The sequence below is a fragment of the Dolosicoccus paucivorans genome, assembly GCF_900100125.1.
Classification (GTDB): domain Bacteria; phylum Bacillota; class Bacilli; order Lactobacillales; family Aerococcaceae; genus Dolosicoccus; species Dolosicoccus paucivorans.
On sequence record NZ_FNEL01000023.1, the window covers coordinates 1 to 26,176 of the forward strand.

Here is a 26,176-nt window from a genome sequence, read left to right on the forward strand (position 1 = left end):
GTCAGTGATAGGCAACTGAAGAGAGTTCAGCAGTGGATGAATGATTATCCACGTAAACAGTTTGGCTATGCCACAGCACACGAACTGTTTGCACGGGCTTTATACACCCAGCGACATGCTGCGTAACATTAAGGCCTTGACTTGGATCCTAGTCCAGCATAATACACTGGAAGTGCTCTTTGGACATCCTATCCAGAGCCTGGCTCCAGCTCGCTAATCGCGAGCATCATGCCGGAGCTTCCAAGTAAAGGCCTAAAGATTAGACAAGATACTAAAGCTAACTAACACTGCCACAGTTCAAGGCTTGTGAAAATTTGTAGCTAGTGGCTAATTTATACTTGAAATTTACATGTAAAAACTTCTGATGTAATCGAAACAATTTACAAAAAAGCCAACACTTTGATTGAAGATGAGATAAATGACGAAGGGGTCAAAATAGATAAAGTAGACTTAACTGGTGAAGGAACGCTTTTATTTGCTCCTCAATCTGGCTATTTATATTCGATCAATCATCAGGAAATGTTTGCTCAACTTCCTCCAAAGTGCAGTTTAGTGATTGAACGTCAAGTGGGTGATTATCTTTACCGTGGTGAGCCGATCGGTATTCTATACGGCCCAACGGAGGAATTAGAGACATTGAAAGAGCAAATTACTGAAGGGTATATTTTCAGTGCAACGATCAATGATTTAGACGACTATCGTCATGAAATAAGAAATTTAATTGAAATTGCTCTCAAAGCGATTAGTCCTGGAATTAATGACCCTAACTCAGCGATTATAGCGATTCGGTGTATTGCTGAATTGATAGGGAAGCTACTTAAGCATCATCAATATTATTTAATATATACAAAAGAAGATCACGGTCAAATTGTTCATCATTGGCCTTCAGTAGAAGAAACGTTATATTTTGTCTTCTATCAACTGATTCATTACGGAAAAACGGATCCCAGCTTATCAATTACACTGATTAAAGCTCTTCAATATATTTATGTTAATAGTCATTCACTCCATCAAGCAGAGGTTAAAATGTTTTATGATGAAACATTTTATTTTCTCCATCAACAGCTTGAACAATCAATGGACCAAGATTATTTGACAAAAGTGTATGAAAATCTAGAAAGCTATCAAAAACAAACTTATAAGGAGAATTTATGACGAAGAAAAAAACTTATCCAACAGAAACTTATGATATTACTATTGAAAGCATTAATGAACGCGGTAATGGTTATGCTCGTATTACCCATCCGCCTACTAGAGGACATATGGGAGCAGGTTTACAAGTTTTTGTTCCCCAGGTTGCGCCAGGCGATAAGGTGCGGGTGAGTGTTCCTAATGCTAAAGGGCGTCGTCGAGCTAGGTTGTTCGATTATGAATTGCTACAAGCCGGACCGAATCGTGATCCAGAATTCGAGTTCCGTCCTGATTTTTCTGGTGGCACGCCCCTAATTGCGATGAGTTACAAAGCGCAATTAGATTATAAACAACAAATGATCGAGGAGTATTTAGATAAAGTAAGCGTGAGTAGTGAACTGGTTCGTCCGATTATTGGAATGGAACAACCGATTCATTACCGTAATAAAATGGAGTTAACATTTGGAGTAGATGGTTCTTTAGGAATGCACGCTCAAGGTAACTATAAAAAAGTGGTCGATTTAAAAGATTCCGTTTTAGCGACCAAAGATATGATGACAGCAAAATATATCGTACAACGATGGTGGCTAGACTCTAATCTATCAGCATACAACAAAGAGACAAAAGAAGGATTGTTGCGCCATTTAATTTTACGCCAATCCCACCAAACAAAAGAGTTGATGGTAGGTATAGTCGCTAACGGAATGCCAGAAAACTATGAAGCGTTAGTTCAAGATTTAAGCGTTAGATTAGAAGCGGAACTTCCAGTTTTAGCTAGCTTATTATGGATTGAAAATACGTCCATTTCAGAACGAAGCTATGAAACAACGACTCATATTATTTCTGGAAACGATCATATTAATGAAGCATTTTGCGACTTTACTTTTCGTATTTGGCATGACACTTTTTTTCAACCAAATCCTGTCCAAGCAGAAAAGATGGTATCAATTGTAGAAGATTTAATTAAAGACAAAAAATACAATCAAGTGGTCGATCTTTATTGCGGGATTGGAACATTCAGTCTCCCTTTAGCCAAACAAGCCGAGCAGTTAACAGGCATTGAAATTGTTGAAAGTTCAATTGAATCAGCTAAACGTAACGCTAAAGATAACGGTATTACAAACGCTCACTTTATTTGTAGCGATGCTAGAAGAGGGTTAGAGGCATTAAAAGAACAATGGGGAAGTCCTGATTTACTCGTTTTAGACCCACCACGTAGTGGAGCAGGTGGTAAAATGATGCGTAGTATCGGGCGCTATCAGCCCGGCGCAATTATTTATATCTCTTGTAACCCGAAAGAGCTAGCTAATGATTTAGTATGGCTAGAAGATTTTGGGTATGAAGTAACGTACGTTCAGCCTGTAGATCAATTCCCTCATACTGTGCATTCGGAGTGCATAGCGTTACTGCAAAGGGAAATTTCGTAGAAATCCTGAGATTCAAGCACTTTCACGACTATTTTGCCTTCCCAGAAGATGACCAAAATAACAAGCGAAAAGTGCTAAAAAAGCATTTCAATGTCTCAGTGGTGGTTGACCTAGTTAGTGGAGACACAAGAAAATAAGGACAGTTAAGAATCAGCAAGGATAAAAACTTGCTGATTTTTGTATTTATACTTTCAGACTTGTCAAAAAGACAAGTCAAGAATGGCGATTTTGATAATTCTAGAATGGCAAAAAGGAAAAGTCTAGACTTATCAAAAGGACAACCTAACTATATAGAGTATAGTTAGATTAATAGAGTTATATTGATATTAGGGGGAGAAATCAAAAGTTTCTCTTTTAAAAGTTGATATAAGCTGAAACGGGGATCTACCGTAACAAGTTTAAAATAAATAATGACATACTAGTAAACAGAATTAATATTTACTTATTTCTAAAAGACAAAACAAAAATGGTTTAAATAAACCATTGACAATTATTTTTTGTTATGGTATAGTTAAACCAAGATAAAAAAAGAGCTTGTTTTATCACAAATATTAGGAGGCTGATTGAATGAGAAAGAAAGATGTATATGAAGTAATGGATAACTTAAGGGGAAGGGTTAGTTCGGAAGAGTATATCTATATTTTTATAGTGAATTATTATTTAAGTAGGAGGTTAAAAACTAATTCATTAGATGAAATCTTGGAAAGATTTGAAGATGAAAATATTAAATATACAATAAGATCTATTTATGAAGGTAATAACAACTATTTAGAGCAATTTAATTCTATTAAGGATTTTAACATTGATGAAATCATTGAAATTATAGGATTATTATCTGAATCAATTGGTAGGAGAGGCGGAGGAGAGCATACTACGGTTAAATCTGTAATTGATTTATCGTTAGAATTACTATCTCTAGAAGAGGAAGACGTGTTGTTAGATGTTGGCTCAGGAATAGGAACAACATTGCTGGAAGCATCCAAAACATCTAGTATCTCTGGGATTGAAATCAATCCAGATAATTATATGCTATCATGTTTACTACTAGATTTATTTAATATACCAATAGAAAAAATGATGCATAAGGATGTATTTACTTATGATTTAAGTGAATTTAATGCCAATAAAGTTTTTATGAACATGCCTATGGCGCTAAAAATGTCAGGAAAAAAATTAGAAGACGTTTTAAAATTAAAATTTGATAGATCTGTTTTCAAAAATCATATTAAATCTATTGACTCATCTTGGGTTTTTGCTTTAGATATCATTGAAAACACAGAATATGAAAAGTTTGTAATGCTTATGAATGGAAATCCTCTTTATAGTGATATTCATCAAGATGTAAGGAAGATATTAATTCATAAAGGTAAGGTTGAGGCTGTTATAGCATTACCTAGCAACTTATTAGCTTACACTGCTATTCCTATATATCTAGTTGTATTTAGCCATAATAATGAAAGTATAAAATTTGTTGATGCAACAAATCTTTATTCAGATATTAAATATAGGCATACGATAGAAAAAAAACATATTGAGAAAATTATAAGTGCATTAGGAGAGGATTCTAATATTAGCAAGACAGTGGAAGATAAGAAATTAGAAGAAGAAGATTTTACCCTTGATCCACTAAGATATACAATGCCAGAATTTCCTTTTGAGGAAAGTATAGAATTAAAAGATGTAGTTAAATCCATTAATAGGGGTCACACTATTAGTAAAAAAGACCTAGACCAGATGACATCAGTTCAGCCAACAAATTATCAATACTTGATGCTGCAAAACTTTCAAGATGGCATATTAGATGAAAACTTACCATACCTAAAGAATTTGAACGAATCTTATGAACGATATTTTTTGAAAGATAACTCGGTTATTATTTCTAGGCTATCACCTTTTAAAATAGGTTCGGTTGGTAAATTGAAGACTAATGTATTAGCGAATGGAAATTTGTTTTTCTTAGAAATTGATGAAAATAAAATAAACAAAGATTTCCTCACTGCCTACTTACAAAGTAGAATAGGTTTAAGAGAAATAGAAAAATATGTTAAAGGGTCTACTATGAAGACCATTAGCATTAGAGATCTTGAAAAAGTTAAAATTCCAAAAATAAGTATGGAAAAACAAATTGAAATTGGTAATCAATTCGTATTATTGAATTCTGAATTTAAAGCCATTAAGAAAAGAGCTGAAGAAATAGCAAAAGAAAGATTGAACATATTTGAAGGAGGCATATAATGCTTCTGGATAATGAGTTGAAAATCGATATTGCTTCTGATGCAACAAAAATAGTAATGAAAAGAATTATTGGTGCTAGATCGATTAGTGAGTTGAGAAGTTATCTAAAATCAATAGGGCTTGAGGAGCTGACTCCAGAGATAGATAACTTCCAGCCTAATGGTGATATTTATATATTAGGAGATTTGAGCATTAAAGATCATATTGCCTATCAAATATTTAAAGATTTAAATATAGATGTTAATAGAATAAAACTAGTAAAAGGCTATAAGGAGTTTAAGACTTATAATTTTAATAGGTTCCAATATGATACTTCAGTAAGGCTGATATTTGTAGGGCCAATTCCCCATTCAACAAAAGATAAAGGTGAGTATTCAAGCGTTATAGCAAGGATGGAGCAGGAAGAGGGTTTTCCTAAAATTGTAAGGCTTGGAACTGAAGACAGTTTGAAAATTACCAAAACAAACCTTAAAGAGGCTGTAATCAAAGAAATAGAATCTAATTATTTAGATACAAATTAATATAACGAAAAGCTTTTAAAAAGCCAGTTGATTTAATTTTATCTAGATAAACCATTATAGATATAGGAGTGAGTGTGTAGATGATAACAGGAGAAACGAGAAATAAAATTGATAGGATATGGGATAGTTTTTGGACAGGTGGTATTACTAACCCTTTAACAGTTATAGAGCAGTTTACCTATTTGCTATTTATAAAATCCTTAGACGATAAGCAGTTAAATTCAGAAAAAGAGGCTAGTATTCTAGGTATAAAGCCTAAAGTAATATTTGACAAGAATAATGAAGATTTAAGATGGTCTAACTTTAAGCACTTTGACTCAGAAAAAATGTATAAGGTTGTATCTACTGAAGTCTTCCCTTTTATAAAGAAAATGAATGGAAATGCTGATTCATCATTTGCTAGATTTATGGAAGATGCGATTTTTACGATTCCTACACCTAGAATGTTACAAACTGTTGTAACCAATATAGATGAACTTATGGCTGATTTGCCTTTAAAAGACTTGGGAGACCTATATGAGTATATGCTTAGCAAACTGACTACTGCTGGGAAAAATGGACAGTTTAGAACACCAAGACATATTATAGATATGATGGTTGAACTTGTGAAGCCAACACCTAGCGATATAGTAATGGACCCAGCGGCAGGAACGACAGGATTTCTAATTTCTGTAGCAGATTATTTAAAGAAAAATTTTGAAAATGAAATATTTACATCAGAGCAGCTAAAAGAGCACTTTAATAATGAAATGTTTAATGGCAATGAGATAGATACTACTATGTTAAGAATAGGAACTATGAATATGCTCCTTCATGATGTGGAAAATCCTCAAATCCACTATGTGGACTCTCTTTCTAAATCCAATAAGGAAAGAGAAAAATATACCTTAGTACTAGCCAATCCACCTTTCAAGGGTAGCTTGGATAAAGAGGCGGTAGCCGATGACCTGACTAGAATTACTAACACAGGAAAAACAGAACTATTATTTATAGGGCTTATTCTAGAGCTTTTGAAAAGTGGTGGAAGAGCTGGAGTAATAGTTCCAGACGGAGTCCTCTTTGGAGCTAGCAATGCTCACAAATCTTTGAGAAAAGAGATTATAGACAAGCATAAATTAGAGGGAGTTATATCCATGCCTTCAGGGGTATTTAAGCCTTATACAGGAGTATCTACAGCTATACTACTCTTTACAAAAACAGGTATAGGTGGAACAGATAAAGTTTGGTTCTATGATATGGAAGCAGACGGCCTATCCCTAGATGATAAGAGGGAAAAAGTAAAGGACAATGATATAGAAGATGTAATAGCGAGGTTCCATAAGCTAGAAGATGAGGATAAAAGAGAAAGAACAGAAAAATCCTTCCTAGTTCCAGTAGAGGAAATAAGGGAAAATGGATATGATCTATCTATAAATAGGTACAAGGAAATAGTCTATGATGAAGTGGAGTATGAGGAGCCCCTAGTCCTTATAGAAAAGATAAAAGGATTAGAGAAAGATATATTGTTGGGAATAGATGAAATAGAGAAGTTGGTGAAATAGATGGAGTGGAAATATTTATTAGATGTTAGTAAAATAAGCGATAAAAGAGTGGAAGAGTATAATGGCAAGAAAAGATATTCAGCAACAGGTGATGTTGATTACAATAAAATTACAAATTTTGAGGAGGTAGAGTATAAAAATAAGCCTTCTAGAGCAAATAGAATGGTATTAAGTGGAGAAATACTATTTGCTAAAATGAAAGGAACAACAAAAGTATTAAAAATTACTGATGAGATTGCAGAAAAATATATTTTTTCCACTGGTTTTACAACTTTAAAGAACAAGAAAGATTTAAATAAAGATTATTTATATTATATTTTAATATCAGAATACTTTCAAAATGAAAAAGATAAATATTGTTCAGGGGCAACACAAAAAGCTATAAATAACACTAATCTTAAAAAAGTAAAAATCCCAGTCCCACCTATGGAAATCCAAGAAAAGATAGTTCGAGTTCTAGACCAAGCACAAGCCCTTATAGATAAAAGAAAGGAACAAATAAAAGCCCTAGACCAGTTAATAGAGTCTATATTCTATACGATGTTTGGTGATCCAGTAAGGAATGAAAAGGGTTGGGAAATTAGGAAGTTAGAGGAATTTGGTTCTTGGACAAGTGGAGGCACACCATCAAGGAAAATTAAAGAATATTTTGAAGGTGATATCAACTGGTTTTCTGCAGGGGAATTAAACAGTAGATATATATATAAATCAAAAGAAAAAATTACAGAAAGAGCAATTGCGGAATCTTCTGCTAAGATTTTCGAAAAAGATTCTCTATTAATAGGAATGTATGACTCAGCAGCATTTAAACTCTCAATATTAAAGGAAGATTCATCATCTAATCAAGCATGTGCAAATTTAGTATGTAATGAAAACTATAATTTTGAGTGGGTATATACTTTATTTCAGTTTATGAAGCCTATTTATTTACAAAGTAGAAAGGGGGTTAGGCAGAAGAATTTAAGCCAAACTATCATAAAAAAATTCGAGGCCATTGCTCCACCAATCCAACTACAAAACGAATTCGCCCAAAAAGTAGAAGTCATAGAAAAACAAAAGGAACTTTTAGAAGAATCCTTAAAATTATTAGAAGAAAACTATAAATCTATAATGGACAAGGCTTTTAAAGGTCAACTATTTAACTAGGAGGTAGACTCATGAACTCTAACTTTTCATATCTAAAAAAAGAAAGCAAATATGAATCTTTTGTAGATGCCTGTATGGAGGCTGAAAAGCTTATGCATGTATCTTACTCAGCATCTGCAACCTTTACTCGTAGGGCCATGGAATTGGCTGTAAGGTGGATTTATATCAATGATGAAGCACTAACCCTTCCCTACAATGACACCTTTGCTGCTCTTATAAATGGTACTGATTTTAAAAATGTAGTTGGAATAGAACTATATAAGGCCCTTGATTACACCAGGGAACTGGGCAATAAGGCAGCCCATACTAATATGGATGTGGATAGAAACCAGGCTATACTTTCCTTGAGAAATTTATTTAATTTGACCCATTTTATAGACTACTGCTATTCAGAAGACTTTGAAGAAAGACAGTTTGATGAAAGCCTTTTAGCTTATAATGACAAGTTGAAAAAGACAGCCAAAGAGCAAGAAGAATTTTTTGAACTCCTTTCTAAGAAGGATAAAAGTCTAGAGGAATTAGTCAAGGAAAATCAAAGACTTAGGGAAGAAAATAAAAAGACCAGAAAGAACCATGAAAAAACTAGGTCCTATAGGGTAGATAGCCTCTCTGAAGAGGAGACTAGGAAGGCCTACATAGACCTTGACTTAGAATTAAAAGGTTGGGAGATAGGGGAAAACTGCCGTGAAGAAGTGTCAGTTTCTCATATGGAAAATGCTTCAGGTATTGGTTTTGTTGATTATGTCCTATATGGAGATAATGGTAAACCTTTGGCTCTAGTAGAAGCAAAAAGAACCAGCAATAGTCCTAAATTAGGCAAGGTACAGGCAGAAATGTATGCAGATGCTCTAGAAATAGAAACTGGTGTCAGGCCCATAATATTTTATACAAATGGTATCGATTATTATATTTGGGATGATAGAGACTACCCTGAAAGAAAGATTTCAGGAATATATAGTAAGAAGGATTTAGAATCCTTAAACTTTATGAAAAACAATAGAAATACCATTAAAAACCCTGATATAAAAGATGAAATAACCAATAGAGACTATCAAAAAGAGGCCATAATAAGAACTCTAGAAAGTTATGAAGCTGGCCATAGGAGGGCACTTTTAGTAATGGCCACAGGAAGTGGAAAGACCAGAACTACCGTTTCCATTGTTGATATTATGGTTAGGAATAACTGGGCTAAGAATATTTTGTTTTTAGCAGACAGGACAGCCTTAGTCAAACAAGCTAAGGAAAGTTTCAATGAACACTTGCCAGAGCTTTCCCTATGCAATCTTTTAGATAATAAGGATGATGTGAACAGTAGAATGATATTTTCCACCTATCCAACTATTATGAATGCCATAGATGAGAAAAAGGGGACTGATGGTAAGAGGATTTTCACCAATGGACACTTTGATTTAATAATCTTAGATGAAAGCCATAGGTCTATCTATAAGAAATATCAAGATATATTTGAATACTTTGATGCTAGGCTTTTAGGCTTGACAGCTACCCCTGTGGATGAAATCGATAGGAATACTTACAGGGTTTTTGAACTAGAAGAAGGTAATCCAACCTTTGCCTATGACTTAAAAGAGGCTATAGATGAGGGATATTTAGTCAATTATGAATTACCGCAAGTATCTGAAACCAAGATTATGAAAGAAGGCATAAGATATAAAGATTTATCTCAGGAAGAAAAGGAAGAGTTTGAAAGTACCTTTGATTCTTTTGAAGATATTCCTAGTGAAGTGGTAAATAAGAGTCTTTTCAATATAGATACAGTAGATTTAGTTATAAAGGATTTAATGGAAAAAGGAATAAAGGTGGAGGGTGGCGATAAGTTAGGCAAGACTATAATCTTTGCAGCCAACCAAGCCCATGCTGATTTTATTGTTGAAAGGTTTAATGCCCTATATCCTGAATACAAGGGAGATTTTGCTCAAGCTGTTTACCATAAAATTAATTATGTAGATAATCTTATAGATAAGTTTAAGGACAAGAACTCATATCCTCAGATAGCAGTATCTGTAGATATGCTGGATACAGGAATAGATATTCCTGAACTTGTAAATCTGGTATTCTTTAAGAAAGTAAGATCTAAGGCTAAGTTTTGGCAGATGATTGGTAGGGGAACTAGGCTATGTGAAGATCTATTTGGTCCAGGACTCCATAAGGAAAAATTCTTAATATTTGATTACTATTACAACTTTGAGTTTTTTGAAATAAATAAGAGAGGTCATGAAGGTGGTCTTCAAAGATCTCTAACAGAAAACTTATTTAACATTAAGGTTGATTTGATAAAGGCTTTGGAACATTTAGACTATCAGGAAGATGAATTTATAGAATACAGAAATGAGTTAATAGACAATATAAGTCTTTTAATTAAAGGAATAAATACTGATAGATTTAATACAAGAATGAGGCTGCATCTAATAGATAGGTATTCAGATAAAAGAGCCTTTGAAAGCCTAGAAGAAATTGATGTAAAAAATCTGAAAGACGAGATATCACCCCTTATTATATCTACAGATGATGATGAATTAGCCAAGAGATTTGATTATATCATGTATACCATACAATATGCCTATCTTGAGAAGAAACCATACTCTAAGCCAAAGACCAGGGTTAAAAAGACCGCCAATGACTTGGGGAAAAAGGGCTCTATAGGACAAGTACAAAAGAATAAAGAATTAATCTATCAGCTACAGGAAGAAGAGTTTTGGGAAGATGCCGATCTCTTTGATTATGAAATGGTTAGAAAGGCTTTAAGAGAACTTATAAAGCTAATAGATAGGGAAAGACAGGGAATTTACTATACAGATTTTAAGGACGAAGTAATAGGGGTTAGGGAAGGCAGTCCTATATATGATGTTAATGATTTAGAAACTTATAAAGAAAGAGTAGTATCCTATTTTAAGAAGTATAGGGATAATTTGCCTATTTACAAACTCAGAAATAATGAAGAACTCACCAAAGAAGATATTAAATATTTTGAAAAAATCTTGTTTGAAGAATTAGGGGATAAGGATTCCTATAAAAAAGTTTACGGTAACAAGCCTCTTTTGAAACTGGTTGCTAGCATTACAGGTATGGATAAGGAAGCAGCTAAAAAAGAGTTTTCAAAATTCCTGTCAGACGAAAAATTAAACTCTGATCAGATAAACTTTGTCAATAATATTATTGATTATATAGTTAAAAATGGTTCCATTGAAAAAGAAGTTTTACAAGAATTTCCCTTCAATAAAAAAGGTGGGGTAATTAAATTATTTGATGACAAGCTAGATTTAGCTAGGGAAATCATCTCTATTGTTGATAAGATTAATGAGAGGTTAGATGATAGGCTAATAGTTTAAAATTTTGTAAATTATTTGGTTGTTAAGACGAAAAGGCTGTTTACCCTCCAAAAGCAATTATATAGGAGTGTTATATTTTACTGAGTAGTATTAATTTAAGACAAGACAAAGGAGGTCATGAAATTGGCAAAAAATATTGATCCAAAATTAAAAACTATTGGTGAATATTTAAAACTAGAAGATTTATCAAAATTTATAATTCCAGAATATCAGAGAGCATACTCATGGGAAATTAAACATTGTGATAAACTATGGCAAGACATAGAAAGTTTTATGGAATCAGGGGCAAACGACCCCTATTTCTTTGGTACAATAATTGTAAATTGCCAAGAAGATGATAAGAAATTAAGTTTAATTGATGGACAGCAAAGAACTACAACCTTTATTTTACTGTTAAAGGCATTATTAATTAGATTGAATACTGCAATAGAAGAAACTTCTCATGATACGGATTCTAAAAAGCTTAATTCTGTCCTTACAATGAAAAGGAATACAGTTTTGAAAATTCTTTATAAGGCTAGTGACGAAGAAATATTTGATATATTAGAGGATTTTACAAAGGTAAAAGAAAAAGAAATTCTATTAAACTCTTCTATAAATGAATCATATAAATCTGAGTTAAAAGTGATTTTAAGCTCTCCTGACTATAAAAGTGCAGAAGATAAAGTTATCAAAATACCCTATAAACAAAAGGATAATAAGTACACGAATTATTTTAAGAATTTCAAGTTTTTCTATAATAAGCTAGTTGAATTGTCTGCCTCTAATATAAATGTATTTTCAGAATATGTTTTAAACAAATCAGAAATTATAGAAATTAGAAGTTGGAATGTTGAACAAGCTATAACCATGTTTAACTCCTTAAATTCTGATGGCATGCCACTTTTAGATGCAGATATAATATCAGCTAAGTTATATTCAAATGCTGGAGAGCAGAGAGAAGAATTTAATGGTAAGTGGGAAGAATTAAAGAAAACTGTTATAGCTCTAGAGCAAGAAAAGATTGTGGACTTAGATGGGGTGCTTATGCAGTTTATGTATATTCAAAGAGCTAGGGATAAGAGTTATGTATCAGAAAAAGGCTCAATAAGTGTAACTACCCCAGGTCTAAGAAGGTATTATACAGAGAAAGAAAAAAGCTTGTTAGAAGATCCTCTAGCATTAAATGAGAACTTACTATCCATAGCTCAAACTTGGTCTAAAATAAAAGATTATAATATAATTAAATTACTTTTAAGGTTTAATGAAAATATTAAATTATATTTAATGGCTTACTTATCTCGTTATAGTGTAGAAGAAATAAATGAAGTTATGGTTATAGAATTTACTGAACTAATACTTAAATTATTTACAGTGTTAGAACTTGTAGATATAGGATATTCTAGTTCTAAATTCAAAAGTTTTTTATTTGGTTTAAATATTAAACTGGTAGATATAGATATTTCAATAGGTGAAATAAAAAATGATATTGAAAGTCATATTGCAAAAGAATGGGATAATGAAAAGATTAAAAAGGATATACTAGGATATAATAAAAATATGTTAGTAGTCCTTAATGAATATTTATATTCTAAAAAAAGCAACATAGAATTTATACTACCTGAGAAATATGAAATTGAGCATATTATGCCTAGGAGTGGACAAAACATTTCGCAAATTCAGGTGGACGCAGGCATAGAAAACAAGGATGAGTTCCTAGATACAGTTAACAAACTAGGTAATAAAATCTTGCTAGAGGAAAATATAAATAGATCTATTGGTAATGCTTGGTTTAGAACTAAAATACAAAACTCAGTAAAAAATAAAAAAGGTTACAAGGATAGCAACTTTGCTCTTGCTTCATCCATTGTAAAAACATATTCTAATATTGCTAATCCCATCTGGACTAAAGACGATATAAAAATGATGACTGAAAAAATTGCTAAAAGAATAGCTGGATTTATTTTTGAGGCCAATTAGTTTTCTTAATTTTAACTCTAATGATTAATATAAATTTGCGATTAAGTCTAATATACTTAGTCGTTTTTTCTTTTTAACAGGGTATTAGGGGTGCCCCCTAAATCATTCCGATAGGAAGAGCAGAAAAATGGATGAAAAAATTGAGCCTGGTAGGGACTAATTTTTTAAATTTTCTCGTAAGTGTGTCTACACTTACTGTGCTTGCTCATAAGGTTATTTAAAAATACTGGAGGTAAATAAGGCAATTAAATTAAGAATAAACTTCTTGAATTTGGTTGCTTTTTCTGTGTCTATTTTCATTTAATCTTTTCAAAAACTTTTTTAAAATAGCGAAACAAGCGGGTCATATTTTCACTGTTATATATAGGGGGACTTAAGTAGTCCTATGAGAATAAAGAAAGTCTTGGTGACAGTTTTAAAGGAGGAGGAATAGATGAAGGATATATTAGAATATAGCATTCAGCTTGCTATGCTTAGGAAATTATTAAGCGAAAAGCTAATAAATAAACAAGAATACTTTAAGATTAAAAAACTTCTTATGGAAAAATAGAAGATTTCTTCAGGTTTGACCTGCTAAATTTAACTAGTCGCGGTAAAATAGGATTGTATAGAGAAATACAAAAGTGAGGTGAGATTATGAAAAAGGTTGAAGTCATAAAAGGTGAAGGACTTTTAAATACTAGAAGAAATGGTCTAGAGATAAATTTAAAAAGAGTAGCAGCTTATTGTAGAGTAAGTACAGATAGTGAAGATCAGCTTCAAAGTTATCATTCCCAGGTCAAATATTATACAGATTTAATCAATGAAAATCCTGATTGGACTATGGCAGGGATATATGCAGATGAAGATATTACTGGCACCCAAATAGATAAAAGATTGGATTTTCAAAGACTAATAAATGATTGTATGAATGGAGATATAGATATGATTATCACCAAGTCCATATCCAGATTTGCTAGGAATACTTTAGATACTCTTAAGTATGTAAGGAAATTAAAAGAAATGAATGTGGCAGTATATTTTGAAGAAGAGAATATTAATACTCTAACTATGGATGGAGAATTACTCCTAGTCATACTTAGTTCTGTAGCCCAGCAAGAGGTGGAAAATATCTCAGCCAATGTTAAGAAAGGCTTGAAGATGAAAATGCAAAGAGGAGAACTAGTAGGCTTTCATGGTTGTCTAGGTTATGATTATGATAGTGAGAATAAAACTATATCCATAAATGTAGATGAAGCTGAAATAGTAAAATATATCTTTAGGAGATACTTAGAAGGGGCAAGGGGAAGTGCTATATGCAAGGAGTTAGAAAACCTTGGCTACAAGTCTCCTAGAGGCTCTAGTAAGTGGTCAGCCACCACTGTACTGGGAATTATAAAGAATGAAAAATACAAAGGAGATCTTTTAATGGGAAAGACCTTTACTCTAGACCCTATTACTAAAAGAAGACTGGAAAACTTTGGTGAAGAAGATAAATTTTATATAAAAGACCACCATGAAGGGATTGTAAGTGAAGAGGACTTTGATAAAGCTCAAGCTATTAGACTTAGAAGGTCTACCAATTGGCTTACATAGCTCGTCATAACCTTGAGTAAGATACACTTTGTTCCAGCCTGCAATCGTAGCTCCTTGTTTAATACCAAAGTGTTTCGCTGTTTGGGCGTATGTCAATTGGTGTAATTGTCTATATTGTAAAACAGACAGCTTGAATTCACCAGAGTAGACTGTTTTCGATAGGGATTTCTGAAGTCCTTCTTCTCCATGAAGTTGATATTGTTTGAGCCAATTTTTGATTGTCCCGAGTTTAAATCCATAAGTTTTGGCTAGATAAGTAGGTCCATAACCTTCTTGGTGCTTATGAATGATTTCTAATTTTAACTGATATGAATACTTAGACATAGTAAAGCCTCCTTAAATTCCGTGTCCGGATTTAAGGGGGCAGTACAATGTTACTCCCTAGGAGTCTTATTTGTTTTAAGAGATACTAGCTTTTGAAGTAGTGTAGTCTTATTATTCTAGGAAAATATAGTATAATTAAACTAACTTTAGAATCTTAAATTGAAAGGAGAGTCATTAACGTATGTTATCAACCAACGAAAGAAGAAAAGAAGTCCTTACTTTATTACAAAAAAGCAGTCGTCCCATTACAGGATCTGCTCTGGCTGAAATGTTTGATGTATCAAGGCAAGTCATTGTTCAAGATGTAGCGATTTTAAAAGCAGAAAATCATCCAATTCTTTCAACTTATAGAGGCTACACAATGATCTCAAATACAAGTTGTTCACGCATCATTAAAGTACGTCACACAGACGATGAAATTGAAAAGGAATTAAATGCAGCTGTGGATGTGGGCGCACAAGTAAAAGATGTCTTTATTTGGCATAAAGCTTACGGAAAAATCATGGCTGAGTTAAATATTAAGTCTCGTAAAGATGTTCAAAATCTCTTGCAAGATATGGCGGCAGGTATCAACCGACCACTTAAACAATTAACTGATGGATATCATTATCATACTGTGGAAGCTGATAAAGAAAATGTTTTGGATGAAGTAGAAGATGCATGGAAAAAAATGGGGATCTATGTTCCTGAATAGAGGATGAATAAGTTGAAAAAAATAGAAAAAGAAACGCTTCGATCCTTTTTTAAAAAGCGTTCAATTCACACTCATAAAGGTAATTATGGTCGAGGTTTAATTATCGGAGGCCAAAATGGTATGGCCGGATCTGTGACATTGTCTTCTTTAGCTGCTTCACGTAGTGGTATTGGGTTAAACCATTTATGTTCCGAAGAAAAGGTCACTCAAGTCGTCAATATGCACTCGATTGAAACGATCACTCATTCCATTAAAAGTTTTCATGATTTAGATGAGGTAGAAACTGTTTTACCGCCCCTATGGCAAGATAAACAAGCAGTCGCTTTTGGACCAGGATTAGGACAAGAAAAATCTTTACACCATCTATTAAAATTACTACTAACGAGCTATAAAGGACCTATTGTTATTGATGCGGATGGATTGAATTTAATTGCTCAAAATCCAAAGGTATTAAAACAGCACAACCAAATTATTTTAACCCCTCACGAAATGGAAATGGCTCGTTTAATGAATTGTTCAGTAGAAGAGGTATTAGCTAATCGTCAACAGATTGCTAAAGATTTTGCGGCTGCCTATCAAGTGATCGTCGTCTTAAAAGGACATGAAACGCTAGTAACAAATGGCGAAGAAGTTTATACAAATACAACAGGCAACCCAGGAATGGCTACTGCCGGAAGTGGAGACGTTCTTACAGGCATAACCTATGCTCACCTAGCTAAAGATTTAGCACCCTTAGATGCTGCTGTTGCTTCCGTGTATCTTCATGGTTTAAGTGGGGATTTAGCAGCAAGCGATTTAGGAGAAGAGTCTCTAATTGCATCTGATTTAATTACTTATTTACCCACTGCATTCAATTGTTTAAAATCTTAAGTCACTTACAAAAGTAGGTGGCTTTTTAATTAAAATTTTATTTATATATTTATTTTCTAATTATTTAAAGGTATAATGAAACATAATTATGTCAATAAAGTACAGGAGGAATTAAAATGATTTTTGAATTAATGGAAAAAGATGAGTTTGAACAAATTGTATTTTGTCATGATTCTACGTCCGGGTTAAAAGCGATTATTGCGATTCATGATACAACTTTAGGACCCGCTATTGGTGGGTGTCGTTTTTATCCTTATGAAAGGGAAGAAGATGCGCTGATTGATGCAATGCGTTTAGCTAAAGGAATGACTTATAAAAATGCGGTTGCAGGAATAAATCATGGAGGCGCTAAAGGTGTGATTATTGGGGATCCAAGTGTGGATAAAGATGAATTTATTTTACGAGCCTTTGGTCGCTATGTCGATAGCTTGAACGGACGTTATATAACCTCCGTAGATATGGGAATGACAAGTGAGGATGTTGATGTCATTCATACTGAAACACCATTTACGATTGGACTATCTGAAAGTTATCATTCTTCAGGAAACCCGGCAGGTATGACAGCCTTAGGTGTCTATAAGTCGTTAGAAAGCACTGTACTTGAGATGAATGGTGATACAAATCTAAAAGGACTCACCATCGCTATTCAAGGGGTAGGAAGCGTTGGGATGGAATTAGCTAAGTTATTACACGAAGCAGGAGCTAAGTTAATTGTTTCTGACGTCAATGATAAAGCAGTTCAAGAAGCAGTAGAGCGTTTTGATGCGATTGCAGTAGATAATGAAGATATTTACAGTGTAGAAGCAGATATTTTCTCTCCTTGTGGTATCGGAGCAATTTTAAATGACGAGACGATTCCTCAGCTGAAAGTTAAAGCTGTTTGCGGAAGCGCTAATAACCAACTGGCAGATGAAATCCCTCATGCGGAAATGTTGAAAGAACGAGGTATTTTATATGCTCCAGATTTTGTTGCGAATGCTGGAGGAGTCATTAACGCTTCAGACGAACTACAAGGTTACAATAAAACTCGCGCCCGTGCGAAAGTAGAGCAAATTTACGCTCAAATGAACGAAGTTTATGAGATTGCTCGTAAAAAGGATATTACAACGGCTGAAGCAGCGGATATATTAGCAGAGCGTCGTATTGAGAAAGTGAAAAACTTACGATCAAACTTCTTAATGAAAAATCGTAGTGCCTATGATTTATAATCTTTAACTTTATTACTCCTTGACTATTTATTAATTTAAAGTATAATGATTCACATAATATTAGAAACATACTAATTTTATTATTTTATTAGATGATAGATTGGATGGGTGGAGTTGAATGGATCAATATTTTCCTCAAAATAATTGGGATAATTTTGTATACCAACGTTTAAATGAATTAATTGATAAATATCAAAATGATCCTAACGCTTATGCGGTGTTTGATTTTGATAATACGAGTTGTTTTATGGATGTTGAAGACAACTTAATGATTTATTTAGTGGAACATCTTTGTTATAAACTTACGCCAAGCGAGTTTTACCAACTGTTAACGGATTCTTTTTTTGAAGAGGAACTATCCTTATCCTTTGATCCAAAGCGACCAGAAGTAACAGGGTATAATTTGGCAAAAGATATTTACGACCAGTATCAATATTTATACGATCACTATATTAGCCATTCCCATTCGACATCGTCTTTATTAACTGAGATAAAACAAACCCCTGAATATTTAACGTTCAGAGCGAAGTTACGCTATTTTCATACTTATGTAAATACACATTTTGTGCGCGAGCCCAATCAAGGTTGGCTGACGTATTTGTTTGCAGGATATACGGTCGAAGAATTTCGAAAGCTAGCCAAAGCGTCTTTACATGAAGCAACGCGTCGTCCTTTTGAAAGAGTGGAGTTTGTCTCTAGCTCTAAACTGCCAGGACGAACAGGAGTCATTCGATCGGTGTACCAGAGCGGATTACGTTTTCCAAAAGAGTTGATCGACTTGTTCCACGCTCTAGATAGGGCTAACATAGCGACTTATATTGTCAGTGCTAGCCCTAAGGGATTGGTCTGTGTAGCGGTTGAAGAGTTCAATTACTTAGTGCCAAGAGAACGGGTTATTGCAATGGAGTTTCAAACAACAAAAGATAACCGAATTTGTGCTGTGATGGATCCAACCGCTCCGATTACTCGCGGTGAAGGAAAGACTCAAGCGATTAAAGAACAAATTATGCCTCAACATGCCGGTAAAGAACCTGTAGCCATGTTCGGTGATAGTGTAGGTGACTATCATATGATGAAGACGTTTCAACAGTCTCATTTAAATGTATTGTTTAATCGCCATATGACTGACGAGTTTAAGCAATTAGTTGATAAAGCGGTGGAACAACACGAACAACCTTTTGCGCAATTTGTTCTTCAAGGACGAGATGAAACAAAGGGAGCTTTAAGAAGTAGTCCCAAGACTATTCCTTATGGCGAAACAGTTAGTGAATTATATCGAATAAAATAGTGAAACAAGGAGTTATTATACAATGAATCGAGCTTACAATTTATCAGCAGGTCCTGCGATATTGCCAGTTGAAGTTTTAGAAAAAGCCCAAGCGGAATTATTAAATTATAACAATTCTGGAATGTCTGTTATGGAGTTAAGTCACCGTAGTGGTTATTTTGAAGAAATTATTGAAGCAGCAGAAGCTAATTTACGCCAATTACTAAATATTCCAGATAATTACAAAGTCCTTTTCTTACAAGGAGGCGCAAGTATGGTATTTACAACTCTACCATTAAACTTACGTCAAAAAGGAAAGGTCGCTTATGATAACGGTGGAAACTTTGGTAAGAAGGCAATGCAAGCAGCTGTTGAATTAGAAGATGCTTATAATATTGAAGTAGATGTTGTCGCTTCCTCAGCGGAAGATAGTTATACGCACTTACCTGAGTTATCGAAAAATCTATCCAAAGACTATGATTATTTACATATTTGTTCAAATAATACGATTGAAGGAACTCAGTATAAGACTTATCCTCAATATGAAGGAGTGCCTCTTGTTGCTGATATGAGTTCAGATTTATTATCTAAACCAGTCGATGTGACACAATTTGGCATGATCTACGCTGGAGCACAAAAGAACGCAGGAATTGCTGGGTTAACTCTAGTGATCATTCGTGATGACTTATTGGGCTTAAATGAAGATCTTCCAACCATTTTTAATTACAACACTTTTGCTAAAGCCAATTCATTATATAATACGCCGTCGACTTACCCAATTTATATTCATAAATTAATAACAGATTGGCTCATTGAAGAAGGCGGGTTAGAAGCGGTTGCTAAACGCAATGAAGAAAAAGCACAAGTATTGTATGACTACTTAGATCAATCGCAATTATTCAAATCTCCCGTTAAAAAAGAGGACCGCTCAGTAATGAACGTACCTTTTGTAACAGGAGATGCTGATCTAGATGCGAAATTTATCGCATTAACCGAAGAAAATGGTTTCCAAAACCTTAAAGGACATCGTTCAGTCGGCGGAATGCGAGCATCAATTTATAATGCATTCCCTCTAGAAGGAGTTAAACGATTGGTTGAATTAATGGCACAATTTGAAAAGGAACATCAATAATGACTAAATTTAATATTAAAACTTATAATAATATCGCATTAAAAGGCCTGGAAAGACTTCCGAAAGAATCATTTATTTTAAATGATAGTGACGATCCTGAAGGGGTTATTTTAAGAAGTTATAATTTACACGAAGAACCGATTAACCCTTTATTATTAGCGGTTGCTAGAGCTGGTGCGGGATACAACAATATTCCAGTTGATGCATTAGCTGATGAAGGGGTTGTTGTTTTTAATACGCCAGGTGCCAATGCTAACTCTGTTAAAGAACTGGTCCTATCCACAATGATTGCTCACGCTCGAAATATGTTTCAAGCAAAAGATTGGGCCGATGAATTAACGGGAGAAGATATTCCAGGACAAGTAGAAAAAGGTAAAAGCCAGTTTCAAGGCTGGGAGATTCGCGGTAAAACAATGGGAGTCATTGGACTAGGGTCTATTGGACACTTAGTTGCTAATGACGCTCAAGCTTTAGGAATGAACGTTATTGGTTATGATCCATATATTAGTGTAGAAGCTGCTTGGAAAATTAACCAATATGTTACTCAAGCACCTTCTTTGGAAGAAGTGTTACAAAAGTCTGATTACTTAACCATTCACGTTCCTTACACTAAAGACACTCATCACTTAATTGATGAGCATGCAGTGAATCTAATGAAAGATCATGCTGTTTTACTGAACTTTTCAAGGGCTGATTTAATTGATGAAGAAGCTGTGGTTAAAGCATTGAATCACCAGCGTTTAGGTTCTTATATTACTGATTTCCCAAATGATACGGTGATGGGTAACGAACATTGCGTATTACTTCCTCATTTAGGAGCTTCTACCATCGAAGCAGAGGCCAACTCTGCAGTGATGGCAGCAAATCAATTGAAAGCTTATTTAGAAACTGGAGAAATCATTAACTCTGTTAACTATCCAAACGTTCAAATGAGACTCACTTCGCCTACTCGCATCAGTGTATGTAACCGAAATGTGCGTAATATTATCGCCTATTTATCCAGTCTTTTATCAGAACAGGATATCAATATTGATCGTATTATTAATAAGTCTCGTGGTGAGTTAGCTTACACATTAGTCGACGTTCCGGAAACAGATAAAGAAAAGCTCGATAAAATTATTAAAGATTTAAACGAGCAAGACGGTATTTTAAAAGCAAGACTTATTAAAGATAAAAAGCACGATGCATGGTACGCATAACAATAAAACCAGTCTCCCAAAAAGAGACTGGTTTATTTTAATCTAAATAAGTTAAATTTTTCATTGATAAATCAATACTTCGGTAGTTGTGGGTTAAGCTTCCACTTGAGATATAGTCGATATTTAAGCCACGGTAATTGGCGATATTATTTAATGAGACATTTCCAGAAACTTCAATAACCGCTTGGTCACCAATTAATTCTGTCGCTTGTTTGATTAAGTCCACGTCCATATTATCTAACATAATAATATCGGCACCCGCTTCAACCGCTTCTTTTACTTCATCTAAACTCTCTACTTCGATTTCGATTAATTTAACAAAGGGAGCATATGCTTTAGCTTTCTCAACTGCACCTTTAACGCTACCTACCGCATCAATATGGTTATCTTTTAATAAAATACCATCTGATAAGTTGTAACGGTGATTATAACCGCCTCCAACACGGACCGCATATTTTTCAAATAGCCTTAAGTTTGGGGTAGTTTTACGCGTGTCAAATACTTTAATCTTAGGATCATTTAACGCTTCAACATAGGCTTTAGTTAAAGTAGCGACTCCTGACATTCGCTGCATAAAGTTTAAAGCGACGCGTTCACAAGATAGAAGAGAACGGATATTACCCACCACTTCTAGTAAAACTTCTCCTTTAGAAAAAGCATAACCATCTTCTAAATAGGTAGGGATGTTGAAGGAAATTTGGTCATCATATAAAGAAAACACACGTTTAAAAACATCTAATCCTGCTAAAATACCGTCTTCCTTAGCAATCAGTTCGACTTTTGCGAGTTGTCCGTCAGTGAAAATAGCGTTAGTGCTGTAATCTTCTGAGTTAATATCTTCTTTTAAAGCGCTAATTAAAATATTATCAATTTGAAAATGACTTAAGGTAGTCTTCATTGGTTGCCTCCTTTTAATAATGTAACGACATATGACAAGACAATTGTATGGTTTTAAGTTATAATAGTCAACAAATTAATCGTTCAATTATTCACGAAAGTGTAATTGAAGGTAAGGAGAGAACTGTTTGGAACAAATTTTAGTTATTATAGCGATTGTTTTATCCATTGGCATAGGTTATGTAAAGAAAATTAACGTAGGACTTGTTGCGATATCCTTTGCTTATTTTATTGGCGTTTTTATTTTAAAATTATCACCTGGCGAAGTGATTGGATTTTGGCCTACTAACTTATTTTTTACTATTCTATCCGTATTGCTGTTTTATAATATTGCGATTAGTAATGGAACGTTAAATTATTTAGCGGAGTGGACCCTTTATAAAACTAGGCACCACCAACAAGCCATTTATTTAATTTTATATAGTATGTCTGTATTAATCGCAGCAGCAGGAGCTGGTTTTTTCTCAACGATGGCTATTTGTGGACCGATTGCAGTGTCTTTAGCTAAACGCAATCATCGTAATGTATTATTAGCCGCCCAAGCAGTAAACTTAGGCGCTTCCGGCGGAGCGAACTTTGTAACAAGTGGGTCCGGAGTGGTCTTTCAAGGGTTATTTAAAGAATTAGGCTTAGAAAATTATGCGTTAAATTATGGACACGCTATTTTTATTTTTACAATTGTTTATCCTTTTATTTTAATTATGACACTTTATATCGTTAAACGATTGTCTAACCAGAATATGAATGAAGAAGTTTCTTTTATTCAACCCCCTCAACCATTAACTAAAAAGCAAAAACATACATTAATGTTGATGGGATTAATGATGGGAATTGTGTTAGTTCTTCCTAACTTGAGTTTAGTTTTTCCAAATAATTTAGCTTTAAATGAGTTTTCAAAAGTGGCAGATATTGGTTTAATTTGTATCGTCTTAACAGTCGTTGGCTTTTGGTTAAACTTAGCGGCTCAACAAGAAGTGTTTAGCCATTTGCCTTGGAATACACTCATTATGTTATCGGGAATGGGAATGCTTATTAAACTGGCGACACAAGTCGGGTTAATCGAAACAGTCGCTCAACTAATGAGCACATCCATTCCAACCTTATTATTACCTGTTACCTTTGTTGTTGTGGCAGGGGTATTATCCTTATTTAGTTCTACCTTATCTGTCGTAACACCAACTTTATTCCCGATTGTAACAGCGATGTTGGCAGCTAAACCTGAACTAAATGCTCAATTATTATTTATTGCGGTCGTTGTCGGCTCACTTTCAACCAATATTTCGCCTTTCTCATCAGCGGGTTCACTCATCCAAGCATCCATTCCTGATGCATCTACTAGAGATCAAGTATTCAAACAACAATTAGTGATCGGTGTACCGATGATGTTAACGATTGCGATTACCGCAGTATTTATTTTAAGTTTATTTATTTAATCACTACTCCAGAATGAAAAAGTTCTGGAGCTTTTTTTACTAATAATTGCTTTAAGAAAGTAGCGCATTCATGATATACTAACAAGGTATAAGGTGCTAAGCATAAAGATAGACAAGTCTACTCAGGTGGTGTTAAACTAAACTCATCATAATAATAGACTTATCTACTAAAGGATGAGATGTTATGGACATGAAATATATGAGTAAGTATTTAGCTGCCAGTTATCGCTTAAGTCGCTACAAAATTCAACAAACATTTCCTGAAGACGATATTAAATTTACCCACTCGGATATTTTAATGTATTTGAATGAACATCCAGGTTCAATTCAAAAGGACATCGCCATTGGTATGGCAATGGATCCGACGCTATTAGGGCGAGATTTAACTTATTTGGAAAAGCAAGGATATGTAGAGCGTAAGTGTTGTGAAGATCAAAGAGCACGAGCTGTCTTTTTAACAAAAGAAGGTAAAGATCGCGCAGATCAACTTGAAGTAGAATTATGTCAGTGGTGGCATGATTTCTTTAATCTTCATGATGAAATTGATGGATCGGTTCTATCAACAGAACTTGGGAAGATGTATTGCATATTACGCGATGAAGTATTCGACGTGAGTGAAGACTAGAAGCTAAATTATAAAACTAAAAAAAAAGAGGAAAAATTGATGGCAAAATTACTTATTTTATATTACAGTTCAACAGGAACTAACACGGCACTTGCGAAAATGGCACAAAAGCACGCCGAAGCTCAAGGAGCTGAGGTGCGCTTACGTCAAGTAGCAGAATTAGCCCCTGACGTTGTTATTGATTCTAAACCAGAGTGGCGTGCAAATGTGGATGCAACGAAAGAAATTGAAATTGCGACGCCAGAAGATGTCATTTGGGCAGAAGCAATTATCTTTAGCTTCCCAACTCGCTTTGGTGTCATGGCTTCACAAATGAAGCAGTTTATCGACACACTAGGTGGCGTATGGGCACAAGGTCATACGGCCAACAAAGTAGTCACTGGTTTTGTGTCGACTAATACAATTCATGGTGGTCAAGAAACAACCCTTCTTTCTTTATATAACCAAATGATGCATTGGGGTAGTATTGTGGTTACACCAGGATTTACAAGTGAAGCGATTGCGACATTGAGTAACCCTTATGGTATTTCTGTTACAGCCAATGAAGGTAACCTAGAACAACCATTCCAAGAAGATCAAGAAGTGGTATCTCAAGCGATTAACGATATGGTCGGTCGTTTACTAGAGATTACTGATAAATTAAATTAATTCAAAAACTCGTCAAAAAAGCTTTTTTGCTTATTGACGAGTTTTTTCGTTTTAAAGATCATATATTTTTTTCATTTGCTCGAGGCGTTCTTCACCTAAACGCGTGAGCTGATAGACTTGTTGGTGAGGTTCAATTGTAATGAATCGTTGGTGAAAGAGTTGATCGAGAACAGACTCCATTTGTTTGGTATTCCAGTTGAAGTGCTGGTCTAAACTTCCTGCTTTTAACTCTTCTAAAAGTTCATTTTGTTGCGTATGGATTTTGATATGCATTAAGACGAGATCTTGTTTTAACTGTTTAGCTTGATGCGAGCGTTGGATGATGGAAGTGACCAACCCTCTGGAATGAAATAAAAAGACGATAAAAAAGAGAATTCCAGTCATCACTGCCGTCATTCCCGCTAAGGAAACGTTCAACAAAATTCCAATAAAATATCCTAAAGTCGCATTCAACATGGCGATGAACGAAGAGACGAGTAATAATTGCTTTAAATCATCGCAAATTAAATAAGCAGTCGCTCCAGGACCAATTAAAAAAGCAACAACTAAAATAGCTCCTACCGCATCAAAAGCTACTACCGTCGACACAGAAACTAAACTCATTAAGCTGTAAAATAAAATGACGGGATAAAAACCTGCAAGTAAACTGTAGGATTCATCAAAAGTGGTAAGTTTTAATTCTCCTGAATTGTAAAATTAAGCTAGAAAAAAACAAATAAGACCATTTGTGCTACACTATTTATGAGTCCAATCATAAATAAGGGAGTAGACACAAAATGGCCTATACACATCTTACCACGAAAGAACTGACTTGGATAGAAAACTACTACGAAATTGGCGAAAAAGCTTACATAGTCGCTAAAAAGTTAAGAAGATCTGCTCAAACCATCTATAATGTCTATCATTATTTAGACGATGGTGGAACTATCATCGACTATTATGAAGGCTACAAAGCTAACAAATCTAAGTGTGGCTCTAAGAAGAAGCAGTTCACAGA

General features: G+C 34.2%; 18 protein-coding genes and 4 pseudogenes. 20 read left to right on the top strand and 2 right to left on the bottom strand.

Annotation, left to right across the window (positions count from 1 at the left end):
- Nucleotides 1-366: 366 nt before the first annotated feature.
- The 16 genes and pseudogenes from BLR79_RS04660 to BLR79_RS04730 form a co-directional block, all read left to right on the top strand.
- Nucleotides 367-1,155 (top strand): annotated as a pseudogene (locus BLR79_RS04660) (DUF2254 family protein); the annotation flags it as partial.
- Nucleotides 1,152-2,558 carry a 23S rRNA (uracil(1939)-C(5))-methyltransferase RlmD gene (gene rlmD / locus BLR79_RS04665; protein WP_092085350.1) on the top strand — a complete coding sequence of 469 codons (1,407 nt, stop codon included), beginning with the start codon at nucleotides 1,152-1,154 and terminating at the stop codon, nucleotides 2,556-2,558. The pseudogene BLR79_RS04660 and the gene rlmD, both read left to right, overlap by 4 nt.
- A 567-nt stretch (nucleotides 2,559-3,125) precedes the next feature.
- The gene (locus tag BLR79_RS04670) at nucleotides 3,126-4,793 is read left to right on the top strand and encodes an N-6 DNA methylase (protein WP_092085352.1); all 1,668 of its coding nucleotides are present in this window, start codon (nucleotides 3,126-3,128) and stop codon (nucleotides 4,791-4,793) included.
- Nucleotides 4,793-5,314 carry a hypothetical protein gene (locus BLR79_RS04675; RefSeq protein WP_092085354.1) on the top strand — a complete coding sequence of 174 codons (522 nt, stop codon included), beginning with the start codon at nucleotides 4,793-4,795 and terminating at the stop codon, nucleotides 5,312-5,314. Before BLR79_RS04670 ends, BLR79_RS04675 begins: the two co-directional genes overlap by 1 nt.
- 80 nt (nucleotides 5,315-5,394) lie before the next feature.
- Nucleotides 5,395-6,855, top strand: a complete 1,461-nt coding sequence (locus BLR79_RS04680; protein ID WP_092085356.1) for a type I restriction-modification system subunit M — start codon at nucleotides 5,395-5,397, stop codon at nucleotides 6,853-6,855.
- Nucleotides 6,856-8,001 carry a restriction endonuclease subunit S gene (locus tag BLR79_RS04685; protein ID WP_092085357.1) on the top strand — a complete coding sequence of 382 codons (1,146 nt, stop codon included), beginning with the start codon at nucleotides 6,856-6,858 and terminating at the stop codon, nucleotides 7,999-8,001.
- Nucleotides 8,002-8,012: 11 nt separating this feature from the next.
- Nucleotides 8,013-11,348, top strand: coding sequence for a DEAD/DEAH box helicase family protein (locus tag BLR79_RS04690; protein ID WP_092085359.1), 3,336 nt, complete (start codon nucleotides 8,013-8,015; stop codon nucleotides 11,346-11,348).
- Between the two features lie 123 nt (nucleotides 11,349-11,471).
- The gene (locus BLR79_RS04695; RefSeq protein ID WP_092085361.1) at nucleotides 11,472-13,307 is read left to right on the top strand and encodes a DUF262 domain-containing protein; all 1,836 of its coding nucleotides are present in this window, start codon (nucleotides 11,472-11,474) and stop codon (nucleotides 13,305-13,307) included.
- Nucleotides 13,308-13,740: 433 nt separating this feature from the next.
- On the top strand, nucleotides 13,741-13,857 hold the full coding sequence (locus BLR79_RS09345) for an SHOCT domain-containing protein (protein ID WP_143338780.1): 117 nt from the start codon (nucleotides 13,741-13,743) through the stop codon (nucleotides 13,855-13,857).
- Between the two features lie 83 nt (nucleotides 13,858-13,940).
- Nucleotides 13,941-14,870: pseudogene (locus BLR79_RS04700) on the top strand (recombinase family protein); the annotation flags it as partial.
- A 517-nt stretch (nucleotides 14,871-15,387) separates the two neighbouring features.
- Nucleotides 15,388-15,900 carry a transcription repressor NadR gene (locus tag BLR79_RS04705; protein ID WP_092085365.1) on the top strand — a complete coding sequence of 171 codons (513 nt, stop codon included), beginning with the start codon at nucleotides 15,388-15,390 and terminating at the stop codon, nucleotides 15,898-15,900.
- Between the two features lie 12 nt (nucleotides 15,901-15,912).
- Nucleotides 15,913-16,770: an NAD(P)H-hydrate dehydratase gene (locus BLR79_RS04710; RefSeq protein WP_159427598.1), complete on the top strand. Its 858-nt coding sequence runs from the start codon at nucleotides 15,913-15,915 to the stop codon at nucleotides 16,768-16,770.
- A gap of 116 nt (nucleotides 16,771-16,886) precedes the next feature.
- Nucleotides 16,887-17,978: a Glu/Leu/Phe/Val family dehydrogenase gene (locus tag BLR79_RS04715; RefSeq protein ID WP_092085369.1), complete on the top strand. Its 1,092-nt coding sequence runs from the start codon at nucleotides 16,887-16,889 to the stop codon at nucleotides 17,976-17,978.
- 118 nt (nucleotides 17,979-18,096) lie between these two features.
- The gene (locus BLR79_RS04720; protein WP_092085371.1) at nucleotides 18,097-19,266 is read left to right on the top strand and encodes an HAD family hydrolase; all 1,170 of its coding nucleotides are present in this window, start codon (nucleotides 18,097-18,099) and stop codon (nucleotides 19,264-19,266) included.
- A 22-nt stretch (nucleotides 19,267-19,288) separates the two neighbouring features.
- Nucleotides 19,289-20,377, top strand: coding sequence for a 3-phosphoserine/phosphohydroxythreonine transaminase (gene serC / locus BLR79_RS04725; protein WP_092085373.1), 1,089 nt, complete (start codon nucleotides 19,289-19,291; stop codon nucleotides 20,375-20,377).
- Entirely contained in the window at nucleotides 20,377-21,576 is a 1,200-nt protein-coding gene (locus BLR79_RS04730) for a 3-phosphoglycerate dehydrogenase family protein (RefSeq protein WP_092085375.1), read from the top strand. Before serC ends, BLR79_RS04730 begins: the two co-directional genes overlap by 1 nt.
- Before the next feature lie 37 nt (nucleotides 21,577-21,613).
- On the opposite strand, the gene nadC is transcribed toward BLR79_RS04730, so the two are convergent.
- Nucleotides 21,614-22,474, bottom strand: a complete 861-nt coding sequence (gene nadC, locus BLR79_RS04735; RefSeq protein ID WP_092085377.1) for a carboxylating nicotinate-nucleotide diphosphorylase — start codon at nucleotides 22,472-22,474, stop codon at nucleotides 21,614-21,616.
- A 127-nt stretch (nucleotides 22,475-22,601) separates the two neighbouring features.
- Here nadC and BLR79_RS04740 point away from each other — a divergent pair, with 127 nt between their 5' ends.
- The 3 genes from BLR79_RS04740 to wrbA all read left to right on the top strand — a co-directional run bounded on the left by BLR79_RS04740 (nucleotide 22,602) and on the right by wrbA (nucleotide 25,179).
- Nucleotides 22,602-23,906, top strand: coding sequence for an SLC13 family permease (locus BLR79_RS04740; protein WP_234970815.1), 1,305 nt, complete (start codon nucleotides 22,602-22,604; stop codon nucleotides 23,904-23,906).
- Between the two features lie 184 nt (nucleotides 23,907-24,090).
- Nucleotides 24,091-24,531 carry a MarR family winged helix-turn-helix transcriptional regulator gene (locus BLR79_RS04745; protein ID WP_092085379.1) on the top strand — a complete coding sequence of 147 codons (441 nt, stop codon included), beginning with the start codon at nucleotides 24,091-24,093 and terminating at the stop codon, nucleotides 24,529-24,531.
- A 39-nt stretch (nucleotides 24,532-24,570) separates the two neighbouring features.
- Complete coding sequence (wrbA, locus tag BLR79_RS04750; RefSeq protein ID WP_092085381.1) at nucleotides 24,571-25,179, top strand: NAD(P)H:quinone oxidoreductase; 609 nt, start codon at nucleotides 24,571-24,573, stop codon at nucleotides 25,177-25,179.
- 51 nt (nucleotides 25,180-25,230) lie between these two features.
- Here wrbA and BLR79_RS04755 read toward each other — a convergent pair.
- A pseudogene (locus tag BLR79_RS04755) lies at nucleotides 25,231-25,848 on the bottom strand (metal ABC transporter permease); the annotation flags it as partial.
- A 107-nt stretch (nucleotides 25,849-25,955) separates the two neighbouring features.
- Between BLR79_RS04755 and BLR79_RS04760 the strand changes: the two are divergent.
- Nucleotides 25,956-26,176: pseudogene (locus BLR79_RS04760) on the top strand (IS30 family transposase); the annotation flags it as partial.

Bases quoted from the DNA above. Each gene is read 5' to 3' on its own strand.
- BLR79_RS04675 (WP_092085354.1), top strand. From the start codon at position 4,793: ATGCTTCTGGATAATGAGTTGAAAATCGATATTGCTTCTGATGCAACA.
- BLR79_RS04690 (WP_092085359.1), top strand. From the start codon at position 8,013: ATGAACTCTAACTTTTCATATCTAAAAAAAGAAAGCAAATATGAATCT.
- serC (WP_092085373.1), top strand. From the start codon at position 19,289: ATGAATCGAGCTTACAATTTATCAGCAGGTCCTGCGATATTGCCAGTT.
- BLR79_RS04670 (WP_092085352.1), top strand. From the start codon at position 3,126: ATGAGAAAGAAAGATGTATATGAAGTAATGGATAACTTAAGGGGAAGG.
- BLR79_RS04730 (WP_092085375.1), top strand. From the start codon at position 20,377: ATGACTAAATTTAATATTAAAACTTATAATAATATCGCATTAAAAGGC.
- BLR79_RS04715 (WP_092085369.1), top strand. From the start codon at position 16,887: ATGATTTTTGAATTAATGGAAAAAGATGAGTTTGAACAAATTGTATTT.
- BLR79_RS04720 (WP_092085371.1), top strand. From the start codon at position 18,097: ATGGATCAATATTTTCCTCAAAATAATTGGGATAATTTTGTATACCAA.
- nadC (WP_092085377.1), bottom strand. From the start codon at position 22,474: ATGAAGACTACCTTAAGTCATTTTCAAATTGATAATATTTTAATTAGC.
- rlmD (WP_092085350.1), top strand. From the start codon at position 1,152: ATGACGAAGAAAAAAACTTATCCAACAGAAACTTATGATATTACTATT.
- BLR79_RS04705 (WP_092085365.1), top strand. From the start codon at position 15,388: ATGTTATCAACCAACGAAAGAAGAAAAGAAGTCCTTACTTTATTACAA.
- BLR79_RS04745 (WP_092085379.1), top strand. From the start codon at position 24,091: ATGGACATGAAATATATGAGTAAGTATTTAGCTGCCAGTTATCGCTTA.
- BLR79_RS04685 (WP_092085357.1), top strand. From the start codon at position 6,856: ATGGAGTGGAAATATTTATTAGATGTTAGTAAAATAAGCGATAAAAGA.
- BLR79_RS09345 (WP_143338780.1), top strand. From the start codon at position 13,741: ATGAAGGATATATTAGAATATAGCATTCAGCTTGCTATGCTTAGGAAA.
- wrbA (WP_092085381.1), top strand. From the start codon at position 24,571: ATGGCAAAATTACTTATTTTATATTACAGTTCAACAGGAACTAACACG.
- BLR79_RS04680 (WP_092085356.1), top strand. From the start codon at position 5,395: ATGATAACAGGAGAAACGAGAAATAAAATTGATAGGATATGGGATAGT.